The following is a 15968-nucleotide window of genomic DNA, read 5'->3' on the forward strand; positions in this document are numbered from 1 at the left end:
CTTTGGCGGAGCAGTAGCGTGAAATTATTGGCAGATAAAACTGGTGAACAATTTTTGCAAATTTTAGATGAGCAAGGTGACACGTTAACGGTGCAATTCATCTCCAATGAAGGTGAGCCAAAAGGGCAGCCATTCAAAGATTCTCTCAAAGGGTTGATATTGGCGGGTTGGTCTCATCGAACAACATCGACTGCGATTGGCATCTCTCGATTCAAAAAGGGCTATCTTGAAGATGCGCATGTGAGTTTTGCGTTGCATCGTCTCTATCCTTTGGGACGCAAAGTAAAGCTGCCAAGTGGAGAAATCGTTCAAATCGCAAGTTATGCCAATACTCACGTTGATGGTTATTATATGTTTGTGCGTCGTGAAGGGGAGCAAGAATTGGTGCGTATGAAGATGTCACCAGATTGGTTGCTAATGCCGTCAGAAAAGCTACTTGCTCTACCTTATTATCCTCGCCCTCGAACTCAAAAAGAGCTAGATGTGATTGATGAATTCGATAGCTGGGCTGGTGGCTTTTAATCGTTAGCTTATCGATAATCAAACCCAAATCGCGCTAAGTAGTGCCAGACTTTCTTCAAATCTTGCTCGTCAAACGCTTTTGCTTTTACCGCTTCACCAATGATACGTGGTGTTAGCATGCCATTTTCTGCAACCTGATTTGCGATGTCTAAAATGTTTTGTCCTCGGTAGTCTGGATAAAGATTGATGTCTTCTATTGAGACACAAAAGCCACTGTGCCAACGAATTTCAACTGGTAAATCGCGAGCATAATCTTCTACCTCTGTGCCTTTAAATGAAGGATCGAGCACCAAGGCTCGAATATCTTTCTCCAAGCGCAAATCGCCGTGGATTTGAGTTTCGATATAGGCGTCCAACCTGTCTGGCGCTTGTGCGTTTAACTCATCCAACAAGGCTTGAACACGTTCAATGGTGGCGAAGTGCTCTGGCTCGAAGAAGCTATCTGGGTAACAAAATGTCGCTCGCTTAGTGATTTCTGGTTTCAATAAGAAGTAGCTCGACCCAAATCTTGGTGAAGCACCAACTTCTGAACCTGAGAAGTTTAACGCGCCATACTTTGGGCGTTGATTTGGTTGGCTATTGTCGTACACACCATCAAACACGCGTTGCTCCCAACGCCAACGCTCTCCGCCTTTATAAGCTGTTAATCCGCCATTGCTTGTACCGGTTTCAAACTGAGATTTGAGCTTTCCGTCTTGCGCAATTGCTTTGAGAAGAGGTATGCCTTGAGAGGTCAAACGATCGGGATGGAAGTTAATTGTGACCGAAAATGGATGTGATTGAGGTGCTCCAACAGATTTCGAGCGAATGATTTCAAGAGCGCGTTGAGTTAAAGGATGTTCGAGCATGACGTTGACCTCAGAGTTTTCTTTCAACTTATCGAGTTCGAACGACGAATACAATCTCTGGCTTATGAATGGGAATAAGGCAATTAGAACCTCTCGACTACAGAGAGGTTCTATGAGTTTCGTTAGCTTAGAAAGGATGGTTTGACAATTGATTCGTACTTTCTAGCATTTTTTCTGCCACGTAGTGGTGTGTTGCTGTGGTCGGGTGTGTTACGTCCCAGAATACAAACTTATCAGAGCCAGAAGACGCACACTCAGAACGCAATGAGTGATGGTATAGGTAATCTACCGATGAAGAGCGGTTGATGTCTTGGCAAGCTTGGCTCGCGTTTACAAAACCGTGTTGCTCTGGATTTGCTGTTAAGCTTTCAAACAGTGCATGCGTATCGTACAAGGTAACGTTGTAGCCTTGTGCAGTGTAATACGCCGCTTGTGCTTTGATGAACTCATTCATTTCCACGATCTTCGCGCGGATCTTGTTGATTTCTTCTTGAGTCGAGTAGGTAAACTGTGGTGCACGTGTTGCATCTGGTAGTGTCATCAACAACAAGTTCTTCGCACCTGCATCGGTCAGTTTAATCAAGGCTTCCGCGTAGTCTGATTTCACTTCTGGCACGCTACGGTTGTAGTTCATGAAGTCATTTAGACCAAACTCAAGGGTAAACAGGGTATTAGCAGGCTTGTAGTTTTTCGCTAATTTCGCATATGCCAAGTAAGAGGAAACTTGCTCACCTACACCAGTCAGAGCGATGTATTGGTTTTCGCCTGCCGCGCCACCTACAGCCCAGTTGTATAGCGGTAAGTTTTTCGCTTGAGCAATGTACTCAGTCCACACAAAACCGTTTGAGAAGTGTCCCAAGAACCAGCTATTTGGATTCGGGAATCGCCATTGTGATGCATTAAAGATGTTGCCTGTATCAGACAAGCTGTCACCCAATGCTACGACCTTGTTGATTTGGTCTGGCTGCATGACAGGGTCGTTGCTCCAGATAGTATGGTTGTAGGAGAAACGGTTATCGGCTGCAAAGAAGGTGATGTCAGCGTTTTCATTTGCTAGGTCCAGAGTTTGCTCACAACGTTGCTTGATAACACTTTGCGGTGTGTCTGTGTAGAACATGTTCTTGAAAGAAACCGAACTCCACCAGTAGCCATCAAGCGTGAAGTAACTGCCGTCTGGATTTTCTGCCCATTCCCAATCGGTTGCAGGTTCATCTTTTGAATAACTGGTGCGGTACCAGCAGCGGACATAAGTGTAAGTTTGTTTCGCTTGCGCGCTTCTTACTTGAGAGGCACTGACCATCTCTGGAGACAATGTTGGCTCGGCAGCGTGAGCAAAACTTAGTGGTAGTAATAATGCACTAAGTAACGTAATAGTTTTATTCATGATTCACTCTCTATGATGATTATCGTCATGATTTAGGTGAGAATTTATCTCACCAAACGTCCTCATTCTGAGTAAATACCCTACTTAGTCAAATATCTAATTATTCATTCTGTCAATTCTGGTACCGCGTTCAACTTTCAATAGATTTAGTAAATAGCATAATTTTATAAAATCTAGAATAATTACTCACTAACATTAATTTAACATGCACTTTTTGCGTTAATAAGTAATTGCTTTATAAGAAAATTGGTTCTCTTTTGATGTTCACTTTATCTGTTGATTAAATGATCTTTTATTAACAATTATGCATTCACAAAATCAATTGTTTGGATTTTTTTACAAATAATCTATAGCTGAGTAGCTCATGTTAATGATAGGTGAATGATTTTTCATGAGCGTAAAGTGAATAAAAATCAGCTCAAAAAGGAATAGAGCAAATGCATCACACAACAACTAAATTAAATGGCTTGTTTTCATTGTCTGCCGTTGCAGTGGCACTGACATTTTCGATGTCAGTGCATGCGGCTCCTCTGACGGGGTTCGACGAATCTAACTTGCCGACCAAATACATCGTCAAATTTAAAGAAGATACGTCCAGTCCTTCAGCATTGGGTGGGAACTCATTCTGGGGACCACGTATCGCGCAAGAGTCGGTCTTAGATCAGCTCAAAGCGCGTAAAGTGGAAAAGCTAGGAAATCGCGCGATTTACAGCGTGGAAATGGAAGACTCGGAGTTGGGGCAACTGCGTAACCGCAGCGACGTGGAATACGTTGAAATTGACCCACCGCGTTATCTGTTAAGCGAGACTATCCCTTGGGGCTATGAGGCGGTGAATGCTCAGCTTCTGAATGACTCAAATGCAGGGAATCGCACCGTGTGTATCATCGACTCGGGTTACGATTTGGCGCACAACGATCTGAGTGGTAACCGAGTGTCGGGTACAAATGATAGCGGTACCGGTTCTTGGAGTGTTCCGGGTAATAACAACGCTCACGGTACACACGTAGCGGGTACGATTGCCGCGATTGCCAACACGGAAGGCATCAAAGGCGTTATGCCAAACCAAAACGTGAATTTGCACATTGTTAAGGTGTTCAATGAAGCGGGTTGGGGCTACTCATCCAGCTTGGTGAAAGCGGTACAAACTTGTGCTGACAACGGCGCGAACGTGGTCAACATGAGCCTTGGTGGTAGCCAGTCGAGTGTGACAGAGAAAAACGCGTTGCAAACCATTTACGACCAAGGCGTGTTGCTGATTGCCGCTGCGGGTAACGATGGTAATACTGCGCACAGTTACCCAGCATCTTACGATTCAGTTATGTCGGTTGCGGCAGTGGATGATAAGCGTGATCACGCGGCGTTCTCTCAAGCGACAGACCAAGTTGAAATCGCAGGTCCGGGCGTAGCGATTCTATCTACGGTGACAGTGGGCGAGGGTAAGCTTTCAGACATTCGCTTGAACGGTGTTAGCCAGTTCGATCGTGGTATCGTTCCTCACAACCGCTTGATCCAATCGGGTGGCAGTTACGGTCCTGATCCAGTAGCCGGCTCTATCACGGCGACACTGGCAAGCTGTGACGTATCCGGTAGCAGCTTCAGCTGTGGTGATATGTCTGGCAAGATTTGTTTGACCGAGCGTGTGGGCAACCAATCATCAGGCAACTACCCAGAAATCGATGCAGTTCAAGCGTGTTACAACGCAGGCGCAAGTGCGGCGATTGTGTACAGTAACTCTGAGCTACCGGGTTTGCAGAATCCTTTCCTTGTCGATCAAAACAACGCGGCGCGCATTGTGTCTGTAACGGTTGATCGTGCCTTCGGTCAGGAGCTGTTGGGCTATGTTGGTCAAGACATCACGGTATCGACCACCAAAGGTGAAGACTACGAGTACTACAACGGTACTTCGATGGCAACGCCGCACGTAACGGGTGTTGCGGGTTTGGTGTGGAGCTACCATCCAACCTGTACCGCAGCGCAAGTACGTAACGCGCTGATCAAGACAGCAACGGACATCGACGTAACAGGTCGTGATAACCGCACTGGTCATGGTCTTGTGAATGCTGAAGCTGCGAAACAATACTTAGATGCTGGCTGTAATGGTCCGGATGGCGGCGGCTCTGGCAACGACAACGTTCTAGAAAATGGTGTGGCGAAAACGCAGCTTTCTGGCGGCAGCAAATCAAGCACAGTATTTGTGTTTGACGTCCCTGCGGATGCAACGCAAGCGACATTCAACATGAGTGGTGGCTCTGGTGATGCTGACCTTTACGTGCGCTTTAATGGCACACCAAGCACCAGCACTTACGACTGTCGTTCATGGGCGGGCGGTAATGGCGAAAGCTGTAGCTTGAACGTATCTGGCGCAGGGCAATATGAAGTATTGGTTTACGGCTACAGCGCGTACTCTGGTGTTTCTCTTGTAGCAGCGCATAACGGTTCGGGCGATTCATCAGGTGGCGGTTCTGCACCTTCTAGCTACACCAACTCGAATGCAGTAGCAATTCCTGACAACAGCTCTGCAGGTATCGTAAGCCCATTAGATGTGGCTCGCTCTGGCGATGCAGGTTCAGTGACTATCGACTTGGATATCACTCACACCTACATTGGCGATCTTCGTGTCACGCTAACGTCACCAGATGGTGGTCAAGTAGTACTGCACGACAATGCGGGTGGTGGTGCGAACGACATTAAAACCAGTTTCCAAGCGGACTTCTCTGGTTTTGAATCGCAAGGCACATGGGAACTTAAAGCGGTGGACAATGCCAGAAGAGACACAGGCACCATCAACAGTTGGACTCTGACCTTTCAATAAGGAGTGACTATGAAGAAGTTGACCTTACTTTCTTTGTCTGCGGTAGGCGCTACCGCACTATTGGCAATCGGACTGAGCTCAAGCAGCTTGGCAAACAATCAAGGATTTCCTCTCGTGGATGAACGCCAAGATCAAGCCGAGCAGCAACCTGCACGTTACTTTGTTAAGTATCATGAAGGAAAAGAGAGCGAAGTGAGAGCGCTTCTTCGTCAGCACAACATTGAAGTGGTCGACGCTCTGGTGAAACAACACGTGTTGGTTGTGGTGGGTGAACAGGCGGAAGTCGATAAGCTCGCGGATCACGATGCGGTCGAATATACCGAGCAAGAGCCGACAAGAAAGCTGCTATCTAACGGAAGTACGTTTCAATAAACCAAACCTCCTTAAGATAGTGCCAAAAAGAAAAACGCCCCTCACGTGAGGGGCGTTTGTTTTCTTTCAACGATTGCTTTCTTCTAAAGTTCGTCGTTTGCTATGACTAGAGACTCTTTAGGATTGATGCCGATGAGCCTATTCCCGCATCAATCAAGCCAGTTCTCAGCTAATCATATTCAAGCTAACCACTTAGCGAACAATCAGACCCAGTAAGATACCAACAGCGCCGAAGTCTGCGTCACTGAAGGTTGTGTTAGCAAAGCCTAGGTCACCAAGTACTGGCATTAGGAATACTGGTAGGAAGGTAATCAGTAGACCTTGTGCAAAAGCACCCAAGATTGCACCGCGACGACCACCTGTAGCGTTACCAAATACACCTGCAGCAGCACCCACGAAGAAGTGTGGAACGACACCAGGGATAATCACAGTAAGACCCATCACGTAAAGTAGGAACATACCCAAAAGACCTGCTGCAAAACTCGATAGGAAGCCAACCAATACCGCGTTTGGTGCGTATGGGAATACAACCGGACAATCAAGCGCAGGTTTTGCGTTTGGTACTAGTTTGTCTGAGATACCTTTAAACGCTGGAACGATTTCTGCGATAACCATACGTACACCTTGAAGGATAACGTACACACCACCGGCGAATGTGATGGATTGCATCAGCGCGAACATGAACCAGTGTTTACCACCGCTGACTTCGCGTACAAAGTCACCGCCAGCGAAGATACACGTCACCATAAAGATGATGCCCATGGTGAACGAGATTGCCACTGGCGTATCACGTAGGAACAACAAGCTCTTAGGTACGTTCATCTCTTCAGTAGAGTGTTCTTTATTACCGAACTTGCTGCCAATAAAGCCCGCTAGTACGTAAGAAAGGGTAGAGAAGTGACCAATCGCAACGTCGTCAGAACCTGTTACTTGCTTCATGTACTTGTGAGCAATCGCAGGGAAGAACACCATCACAGAGCCCACAACCAGAGAGCCAAGCGCGATCAGTGGAACACCTTTCATGCCGCTAGAAGCAAGGATTGCTGCTACCATCATCGACATAAATAGTGTGTGGTGACCCGTTAGGAAGATGAATTTCCATGGAGTGAAGCGAGCGATCAGAATGTTCACTAACATACCGAAGAACATGATCATCGCCATCTCTTTACCAAACGCTTCTTGCGCGATAGAGACGATAGCTTCGTTGTTTGGAACCACGCCAGTGATGCCAAATGCGTGTTGGAAAATTGTCGCAAAGTCACCCAGAGAAGTTACAACCAGACCTGCACCCGCGCCAAGCACGATGAAACCAAGAATGGTTTTTACTGTACCTTTAATACACTCAGTGACCGGTTTTTTCTGGGCAATTAAGCCGATTAGGGCGATGAGACCTACCAGAACCGCCGGCTCTGATAGGACATCGTTCATTAAGAAACTGAAGAATTCCATAACGCCACCTTATAGAGCGCCAAGCTCTTGAAGTGCCACAGATAGACGCTCTTTCATTGCCACTTTGTCGACCATGTTATCAAGCGCAACGATGCGTGGTTCAACGCCAAGTGCGTTCAACTGTTCAACGATGTCGTTAGTACCGATGAAGATGTCACAATCCGTACCTTTTGCAGAACCTAGATCGATATGATCCACTTCTGCGTTTACATTCAATTCTTTCACGATGCCTTTGATGCTCATTTCCATCATTAGGCTAGTACCAAGACCGTGACCGCAAACAACCATAATTTTCATAATTCAGACCTTTTCTTTTTATAGGGGTGTATGCCCATTTTTTAAGGGCACATCAGGAGTTAGTATTTTTCGATGATCGCGAGAACATCTTGTGTGTTTTGAGCGGTGCAGATGGCTTCTACATGCTCTTCATTCATAAACAACTCTGCCAGTTTAGAAATCGCATCCACGTGCGAGTTACTGTCTGTCGCGGCTAGCGTAACCAGCATTTTTACTGGATCGTTACCTTCAGAATCGAAGTTCACGCCGCTTTGAATCACTGTGATTGCAAGAGACAAACGGTTAACGCCATCTTCAGGGCGAGCGTGTGGCATTGCCATACCAGGACCTACCACGTAGTAAGGACCGAGCTCTTCGTGTGAGCGGTAAATAGCGTCCACGTAGCTTGGCTCAATCGCGCCATTTTCAATCAGTGCTTCACAGGATTTGCTCACCGCATCTTTCCAGTCAGTAGCATCAGAATGGATGCGAATCACATCAGAGGTAATCAGTTCACGTAGCATTGGATCTTTCCGGTTTGTTGTTTTGTTGATGGGTACTTTATCGATCAATTTGTCAGAAAAACCTGAGAATGATCACAAATGGTAGCGCTATCTGATAGCGCTATCATAATTTGTGATAGCGCTACCATTTTTATCAGTCATCCGAGTTTCATATGCTTGTGATCGACTTCTAATGCGCTAATATCAAAACCACTAAAACGCTGTGGTAAGATGTCGCGGCAGAAAATAGAGAACACTAAATAAGAACAATGAGCGAACCTCGCAAACGAAGAAGTACTGGCAATGTCACCTTGGCGGACGTCGCTAAAAAAGCTGGCGTAGGCACCATGACGGTGTCGCGAGCATTACGAACGCCCGAGCTAGTATCTGACAAGCTGAGAGAAAAGATTCAACAAGTGGTTGATGAGCTCGGCTATATCCCGAATAAAGCGGCAGGGGCTTTGGCGTCTGCTGAAAGCTACTCCATCGCTCTTATCATTCCTTCCTTGTTTGAAAAAGCGTGCGCGCTTTTCTTACCGAGCTTTCAACAAGCGTTGAACAAAGCGGGTTACCAGTTGCTGCTTGGTTACAGCGACTACTCGGTAGAACAAGAAGAGAAACTGCTTTCGACATTTCTTGAGAGCCGCCCAGCCGGAGTGGTGTTATTTGGTAATGAACACAGCCAACGTACTAATCAACTGTTGGAAGCCTCGAATACGCCAGTATTGGAAATTGCTGAGTTAAGTTCGAAAGCCAGTTATCTCAATATCGGTGTTGACCATTTTGAGGTGGGTAAAGCCTGTACCAAACACGTGATTGAGCAAGGCTTCAAGAACGTGGGCTTCATTGGGGCACGTGGGGATCACTCCACTTTGCAACGTAAGCTACACGGCTGGCAAAGCGCGATGATTGAGAACTACCTTGCGCCGGACCATTTCTTAACCACGCACGAAGCGCCATCTTCACAATTAGGTGCGGAAGGATTGGCAAAACTATTGCTGCGCGATTCAAGTTTGAATGCTCTGGTATGTAGCCATGAAGAGATTGCGATTGGCGCATTGTTTGAGTGTCATCGCCGCGTGCTGAAAGTCCCGACCGACATTGCGATTATTTGTTTGGAAGGCTCTTCCATGGGTGAGCACGCCTATCCAAGTTTGACCTGTGCGGAATTCGACTACGAACGCATGGGGACGAAAGCTGCAGACAAGTTACTGCAAGCCATTAAAGGTGAGCCCGTAGAGCACGCAACGGACATGGGCTTTAAGCTAAAACGTCGAGCGAGTACTGCGATCAACTAATTTGATTAGCGACAACCCGCGATACAAAAAACCTCTCGATGCTGAGAGGTTTTTTTATGCGTGAGAATAGTGACTGTCGACTAAGGACGCTCACCTGCCGCTAGGCGACGTTCGATATCTGTAACCACTTCAGGGAAGTCAGCAATGGTGTCGATGAGGTAATGCGGCGAGCTCTTGATCAATTTTGCACGCGCTTTTTCACGAGCAGCATTAAGCGTTGCTTCGTCCGCAGCTTGGTATTCTTCAAACGTCAGACCTGCTTCGTTACCAGACAGCAGCAAGCCAACGGTCCACATACCAGCGTTGTGACCTTCATCGATGCCCGGTGCTGCGTCATCCACTTTGATGCACGCATTAACGTCAGTTACATTCAGCTCAATCACATTCTTCAGTGCCATAAATGGTGCCGGGCGACCACCTTGAGGTAGGTCATCCGTTGCTACCACGTAATCCGGTTTGTAGCCGTAATCCGCTGCAACAGGAATCAGCACATCCATCACTTCGCGAGGGTAACCAGAACAAGAACCGATCTTGATGCCTTTGTCTTTCAGATCGTTTACAACTTCAATCGCATTAAGGATTGGGTCTGCATGGTCTGCCACTTTTGCTTTTTGCAGAGGCATGAATGCTGCGTAGATAGTGTCGATGTCTTCGCTGGTCATTGAGCGACCAAACTTCTCATTCCAACGCTTATCAACCGCAGGGATGCGACCCACAGCTTGGATGTGATCCCACTTACCAAGTCCCATTGGTTCGCGCGCTTCTTCAAGGTCGATTTCAAAATCAAAGCCTTGTTTGAATGCTTCCACAAAGATGCTAGTTGGCGCAAAAGAGCCGAAATCGACGATAGTGCCAGCCCAGTCAAAGATCACTGCTTGAATTGGTGAGTTGTTCATGTTCAATCCTTTTTCTTACTTGCCAGAGCGCTTTCCTACATGTTGAAAATGCGCTCCGGATAAATTGGTTTTGTAGAGGTTAGAAGTAGTTAAAGTCTTTGCACACTTTGGCGATGGCTTCTTCGAAGATCGCCAACGCTTCTGTCAGTTGTTCGCGAGTGATGATCAGCGGTGGGCTGAGTTGAATCACATTGCCTTGCGATACCTTGAAGCTCACGCCATTGTTGAGGCATTGGTACAACACAGCTTCCGCTTCGTCATACGCGCGTGCTTTGCTTTCGTGGTCAGTGACCAGTTCAATGCCCCATAACATGCCGATGCCACGCACATCACCAATCACTGGGTACTTAGCTTTCATCTCTAGCAGCTTTTCACGCATGAACTGGCTGTCGGCTTTGGCTTTATCTAGCAAACCGTCTTGCTCAATGGCTTCCATGGTTGCCAGTGCTGCAGCACAACCGATAGGGCTTTTCTCATGAGTGTAGTGACCCATGGAGATTTGCTCGGCGGTGTTGTATTTGTCTTTGGTTACCATGGCTGCGATAGGCACTAACCCTCCGCCCAAACCTTTACCGATGCAGAGCATATCTGGCTCGATGTCATAGGCTTGGTAGGTAAACCATTCACCGCTACGACCCATGCCGTTAGGGATGTCGTCGATGATCAACATGACATTGTGTTTGTCACAGATTTCACGGATGCGTTTCCAGTAGGCTTTGCTCGGCACTTGTACATCCGTGTTGCGAACCGCTTCTGCGATAAACGCGCCCACGCCACCTTCTTTCTCAATCACGTACTCAAGGTAGTCGGCGTAATGTACGTCGCTGCCGTCCGCGACTGGAAAAGCGCCTCGGTAAGACACTGCTGGTGGAATGCGTTCAACACCTGCCATTAATGGTCCCATTCCTTGACGAAAACACGCTTCGCCGCCCACTGAGATGGCATCCAATGATGCGCCGTGGAAGGAATCCCACAGAGACACCACCTTGTAGTTGCCCGTGATATGGCGTGCTAGTTTAAGTGCCATGCCCACTGCAGATGTGCCACCCGGCGCAAACAGCACGCGATTCAATTCGCCGCCACATATTTGGGTAAGTTTTTCGGCACATTCAATCGCGGTCTCGTTGGTAAAACGACGTGGTGAAAACGGCAGTTTGGCAATTTGCTCTTGCACGCGTTTAATCACATGCGGATGACCGTAGCCCAGCTGATGGACGTTATTGCCATGGAAATCCATGTACTTTTTGCCGGTAGCATCTTGGATATAGATGCCTTCTGCCGCTTCCAATGTATCTAAGCAAGGCGTCGACATGGCTTGATGAAGAAAGACCTCCGAATCACGCTTCAATAATGCTTGCGTGCGTTCGTCGTCCATCGATGCATTCCAAGCTTGGCGCGCTGGTGTTGTGTTGACATCGCCTTCGCTGCGGAAATGGGTCGGTTTGATATTCTGAGTCATAACGCTCTCTCAATCAGAAGGCTGCTTTACGCAACTTGCCAGTACATTGCTTTTTCAATTGCACCGATTAAGCGCTCGATATCTGCTGGGTAAACTTCGCCAATGTTGCCGATACGGAAGCAATCTGCGTTCGATACTTTACCCGGATAAATCACAAAACCTTGCTCTTTTAAACGTGTGTAGAACGCTTTGAACTGGTAATCACTGTGCGTCGGAGAGTAGAAAGAAGTGATGATTGGCGAGTGAAGGTCATCACTCAGTAGTGGCTCAAACCCCAAAGAGCGCATACCTGCAACCAGTGTTTTCTGGTTAGTTTGGTAACGGTTATGACGAGCCTCAATGCCGCCTTCTTGTTCCAGCTCTAACAAGGCTTGATAGAAAGCGCGAACCGTGTGCGTTGGAGACGTGAAACGCCATTTGCCGTGGTTCACTTCCATGCAGTGCCACTGGTCGTAAAGATCAAGGCTCAAAGAACGTGCCTGACCTTGGCACTTTTCGAGCTCAGTTTGCTTCGCAATCACAAAGCCAAAACCCGGTACGCCTTGAATACATTTGTTCGCTGAGCTGATCATAAAATCGATGCCTAGCTCTGCGATATCGATAGGAATGCCACCAAAGCTCGACATGGCATCGAGAATCACGACTTTACCGTGTGCTTTTGCCGCAGAAGCAAATGCCTCAATTGGGTTAAGCATGCCAGTGGTTGTCTCACAGTGAACAATTGCCACGTGTGTGATAGCAGGATCCGATGCCAATGCAGTTTCCACCTCGTTCAAGTGTGGCTGTGATGTTTCGCCTGGGGAAACTACATGGCATGGAATATTTAGGTAATCAGCGATCTGAGCGATACGCGCACCGTAAGCGCCGTTGTCGACAACCAACAATTTTCCATCTTTGCCAATGGCGCTGCCAATCGTTGCTTCTACTGATGCGGTGCCACTACCTTGCATTAGTACGCTGGTGTAGCCGTTTTGCTCCGTCGCCAGTTTTACAAGCTTAGTGCGGATCACTTCTACAATGTCTTTGTTGTATTCATCATCCCAAGTACACCAGTCTTTTAGCATGGCTTCACGTACTGTTTCAGAAGTAGATAGAGGACCTGGAGTCAGTAGTAGGTATTCGTTTTTCATCTCGATTTCCATCAGAATAGGCTAATTGGTCTACACCAAATTTCAAGTTCACTCTAGCGAGGAAGAAAAGGGCAGTAAATAGGCGAATCTCCAATTTCATAAAACTTTAATATCCAGAAAATGGCGGATCAATTGAACGATTATTCATCGATAATTTTCGTAAAACTGCCATTTAATGGTCATGAATTCGTCACAAAGGCTCAGTAGGGTGTATATCGTCAACTGGTACAGACCAAATGAAAACTTAGCCAAATTAACTGGAGAAAATGATGAAAAACCGTTTGATGAAAGGATCGCTGGCTGCACTTGTTTCTCTGCTAGCTACGAATGCAATGGCAGCACAGGAAGTCACGGTTTACACCGCTTTCGAAACTGACATTCTTGCGAAATACAAGTCTGCGTTTGAGAAAGATAACCCAGATATCAAGATTAAGTGGGTTCGCGATTCAACCGGTATCATGACGGCGAAATTGCTGGCAGAAAAGAACAACCCTCAAGCGGAAGTGGTTTGGGGTCTTGCTGGCTCGTCAATGGCACTGCTTAAAGATGAAGGTCTTCTTAAGCCTTACACACCAAAAGGTTTGGAAGAGCTGCATGCGAACCTAAACGACCCTCAATCAAACCAAGCTTGGTTCGGTAACGATGCATTCTTTAACGCAGTTTGTTTCAACGAAGCGGTAGCGAAACAACTTAACCTACCGAAACCAACGTCTTGGGAAGACCTAACGAAGCCGGTTTACAAAGGTCACATTGCAATGCCGAACCCAGCGTCTTCAGGCACTGGCTACATGCAGGTTTCTGCTTGGCTACAAAACATGGGTGAAGATCAGGCATGGAACTACATGCGTGACCTAGATAAGAACATTGCACACTACACTCACTCTGGCTCTAAACCATGTGTTCAAGCGGGTATGGGTGAAGTGGCTATCGGTATTTCGATGGCAAGCCGCGGTGCGAAGCTGAAAACACAAGGTGCACCACTAGCGGTGATCACACCAAAAGGTATCGGCTGGGAATCAGAAGCGGTTGGTCTAGTAAAAGAGTCTGATGCAGCGAAGCGCGTTGTCGACTGGTCAATCTCTAAAACGGCAAACGAGCTTTACGTAGAAATGTACCCAGTGGTTGCACATAAAGAAGTGAAAGCGACCGTTTCTAACTTCCCGAACGTTCAAGAGAACATGGCTAAGATGGACTTCGCGCAAATGGGTAGTAAGCGTGCAGAGATTCTAGCGGCATGGTCTGAGAAGTTCGACGCAAAATCAGAACCAAAGTCTTAATTGAATTTGCTTTGAGTTGAATGCTGAAATCCACCTCGGTTGAGGTGGTTTTTTTGTTTTCTCTGTTATTTCAGAGTTTGTTGAAAGTAGATTCCTAGTCTCACCTAGGTTCGCTGGAATGACGGACTTAAGAAAGTTGGGATCTTCTATCCGCACTCACAACGTCATTCTCGAGAGCGACGAAGGAGTGAGTCGGGAATCTCAGGTTCGCACGCAAATTATGCTTGTAGTCCAAAAGCAGCAACCCCACCTAACCTCCCCTTGGCTTTAACTTCTGGGGACTACAACAGTCATGCTGGTAAAGGGGAGGGACTGGCTCTGTATTCGCGGATAGTTTAATTCACAATGCAACATCTAACGCGCTTCAAGTAGATTCTGAATACTCGCCTAGGCTCCTTCAGAATGACGTCGGGAAAGCACCGAACTCACTGTAGCAAAGAAAACTTTCCCCCTTGATAACCGCATTCAAATGCTTGGCAAACCATGCTGATAAAAGGGGGAGTTGGAGGGGGTTGCAAGCGTAGAAACAAACCTCATCACCCTTCATCTATTTGTCATCTTCTAGCTATAAATTTGTCATTGGAACGTAACACTCCAAAACTAAAATTGGTATATACCATTTGGAGCGTGTGTTATGTCAACTAACCAACATTACCTAAATATCGAAAATGTAGTGAAGCAATTCGGACAGTTCACTGCATTAAAGAAAATCTCGCTAGCGATTGAGAAGGGCGAGTTCGTTTGTTTTCTTGGTCCTTCTGGCTGCGGTAAAACCACTCTGCTACGTGCCATTGCAGGTTTAGACTTGCCAACGTCTGGTGCGATTTTTCAAAACGGTCAAGAGACCACATTCCTACCACCAGAGAAGCGCGATTTCGGCATCGTATTCCAATCTTACGCGCTGTTTCCGAACCTAACTGTACAAGAGAACATTGCAGTGGGTTTGAAGAACCAAGGAATGTCGACCAAAGAAGCGTTAGAGAAGGTGGATTACTGGCTAGAAACCATTGGTCTTCCAACCTCTGGCGAGAAATTCCCTAACCAACTTTCTGGTGGTCAGCAGCAGCGTGTGGCACTTGCTCGCGCATTGGCGTTGTCTCCGGGTCTACTGCTACTTGATGAGCCGCTGTCAGCGCTGGATGCAAAAGTACGTGTTCACTTACGTGACGAGATTTGTAAGCTGCAACGCAAGCTGGGCATCACCACCATCATGGTTACGCACGATCAGGATGAAGCGTTGTCGATGGCGGATCGTATCGTGGTAATGAACCATGGTGTGATTGAGCAAGTCGGCACACCTCAAGAGATCTACCAACAACCAGCGACGCGCTTTGTTGCTGAGTTTGTCGGCAGCATGAACTTTATAGAAACCTCAGTAGCTACGGACTCCCAAGTACGGATTGCCGAAACCTTGATGCCAGCGCCAAGCTTGACCAATCGTAAGATACAACGTGGTGACCGCTTTGACCTTGCGGTGCGTCCTGAAAGCATCAAGTTCGTTGAAAACTACAACAACTCTTTACCTGTGCGAGTTACCGCAACCGAGTTTCTAGGGGCGTTTTTCCGCATTGATTGCGTATTGCAAAACGACAGCTCAACGAAAACCATCGTAGTGGATGTGCCTGTGGAAACGGTTCAAAAACTCAATATCAAGGCGGGCGATGTACGTTACATCCAGTTTGCTGAAGAAGGACTGCATGGTTACGCCGTGCCCTCGGTTGATAAAGCGCTAGCAGCGTAG

The 15968-nt window shown here is 47.1% G+C and carries 14 protein-coding genes; 6 read left to right on the top strand and 8 right to left on the bottom strand.

Annotated features, from left to right (window positions below):
* Positions 1 to 18 precede the first annotated feature (18 nt).
* On the top strand, positions 19 to 522 hold the full coding sequence (locus OH463_RS11115) for a hypothetical protein (RefSeq protein ID WP_005445419.1): 504 nt from the start codon (positions 19 to 21) through the stop codon (positions 520 to 522).
* An 8-nt stretch (positions 523 to 530) separates the two neighbouring features.
* Here OH463_RS11115 and OH463_RS11120 read toward each other — a convergent pair whose 3' ends face one another.
* Both OH463_RS11120 and OH463_RS11125 read right to left on the bottom strand, forming a co-directional pair.
* Entirely contained in the window at positions 531 to 1370 is an 840-nt protein-coding gene (locus OH463_RS11120; protein WP_269991257.1) for a DUF3626 domain-containing protein, read from the bottom strand.
* Positions 1371 to 1497: 127 nt separating this feature from the next.
* Positions 1498 to 2757: an SGNH/GDSL hydrolase family protein gene (locus OH463_RS11125; protein ID WP_086028266.1), complete on the bottom strand. Its 1260-nt coding sequence runs from the start codon at positions 2755 to 2757 to the stop codon at positions 1498 to 1500.
* A gap of 434 nt (positions 2758 to 3191) precedes the next feature.
* On the opposite strand from OH463_RS11125, the gene OH463_RS11130 reads away from it, so the two are divergent.
* A complete protein-coding gene (locus OH463_RS11130) occupies positions 3192 to 5567 on the top strand; it encodes a S8 family serine peptidase (RefSeq protein WP_269991258.1) in 2376 nt (791 codons plus the stop codon).
* A gap of 9 nt (positions 5568 to 5576) precedes the next feature.
* The gene (locus tag OH463_RS11135) at positions 5577 to 5939 is read left to right on the top strand and encodes an ATPase (protein WP_038895857.1); all 363 of its coding nucleotides are present in this window, start codon (positions 5577 to 5579) and stop codon (positions 5937 to 5939) included.
* A 192-nt stretch (positions 5940 to 6131) separates the two neighbouring features.
* Here OH463_RS11135 and OH463_RS11140 read toward each other — a convergent pair whose 3' ends face one another.
* From OH463_RS11140 to OH463_RS11150, 3 genes are read right to left on the bottom strand one after another with little or no spacing between them, the layout of a single operon-like run.
* Positions 6132 to 7388, bottom strand: coding sequence for a PTS ascorbate transporter subunit IIC (locus OH463_RS11140; RefSeq protein ID WP_005384349.1), 1257 nt, complete (start codon positions 7386 to 7388; stop codon positions 6132 to 6134).
* Positions 7389 to 7397: 9 nt separating this feature from the next.
* Positions 7398 to 7685, bottom strand: a complete 288-nt coding sequence (locus tag OH463_RS11145) for a PTS sugar transporter subunit IIB (RefSeq protein WP_005374080.1) — start codon at positions 7683 to 7685, stop codon at positions 7398 to 7400.
* Between the two features lie 59 nt (positions 7686 to 7744).
* Positions 7745 to 8188, bottom strand: a complete 444-nt coding sequence (locus OH463_RS11150) for a PTS sugar transporter subunit IIA (RefSeq protein WP_038898189.1) — start codon at positions 8186 to 8188, stop codon at positions 7745 to 7747.
* A 248-nt stretch (positions 8189 to 8436) separates the two neighbouring features.
* Between OH463_RS11150 and OH463_RS11155 the strand changes: the two genes are divergently transcribed.
* Entirely contained in the window at positions 8437 to 9465 is a 1029-nt protein-coding gene (locus OH463_RS11155; protein ID WP_005442357.1) for a LacI family DNA-binding transcriptional regulator, read from the top strand.
* Positions 9466 to 9545: 80 nt separating this feature from the next.
* On the opposite strand, the gene phnX is transcribed toward OH463_RS11155, so the two are convergent.
* The 3 genes from phnX to phnW form a co-directional block, all read right to left on the bottom strand.
* On the bottom strand, positions 9546 to 10361 hold the full coding sequence (gene phnX / locus OH463_RS11160) for a phosphonoacetaldehyde hydrolase (protein ID WP_213889620.1): 816 nt from the start codon (positions 10359 to 10361) through the stop codon (positions 9546 to 9548).
* Between the two features lie 79 nt (positions 10362 to 10440).
* Positions 10441 to 11820, bottom strand: a complete 1380-nt coding sequence (locus OH463_RS11165; protein WP_029835029.1) for an aspartate aminotransferase family protein — start codon at positions 11818 to 11820, stop codon at positions 10441 to 10443.
* 26 nt (positions 11821 to 11846) lie between these two features.
* Positions 11847 to 12950 (bottom strand): 2-aminoethylphosphonate--pyruvate transaminase, encoded by a 1104-nt coding sequence (phnW, locus tag OH463_RS11170; protein WP_041054152.1) that lies wholly within the window; start codon positions 12948 to 12950, stop codon positions 11847 to 11849.
* 266 nt (positions 12951 to 13216) lie between these two features.
* Here phnW and OH463_RS11175 point away from each other — a divergent pair, with 266 nt between their 5' ends.
* Both OH463_RS11175 and OH463_RS11180 read left to right on the top strand, forming a co-directional pair.
* Positions 13217 to 14227 carry a putative 2-aminoethylphosphonate ABC transporter substrate-binding protein gene (locus tag OH463_RS11175; protein ID WP_269991259.1) on the top strand — a complete coding sequence of 337 codons (1011 nt, stop codon included), beginning with the start codon at positions 13217 to 13219 and terminating at the stop codon, positions 14225 to 14227.
* Positions 14228 to 14861: 634 nt separating this feature from the next.
* On the top strand, positions 14862 to 15968 hold the full coding sequence (locus OH463_RS11180; RefSeq protein ID WP_005395343.1) for a putative 2-aminoethylphosphonate ABC transporter ATP-binding protein: 1107 nt from the start codon (positions 14862 to 14864) through the stop codon (positions 15966 to 15968).

This window comes from Vibrio sp. NFR (assembly GCF_027587095.1).
GTDB classification, from domain to species: Bacteria; Pseudomonadota; Gammaproteobacteria; order Enterobacterales; family Vibrionaceae; genus Vibrio; species Vibrio harveyi.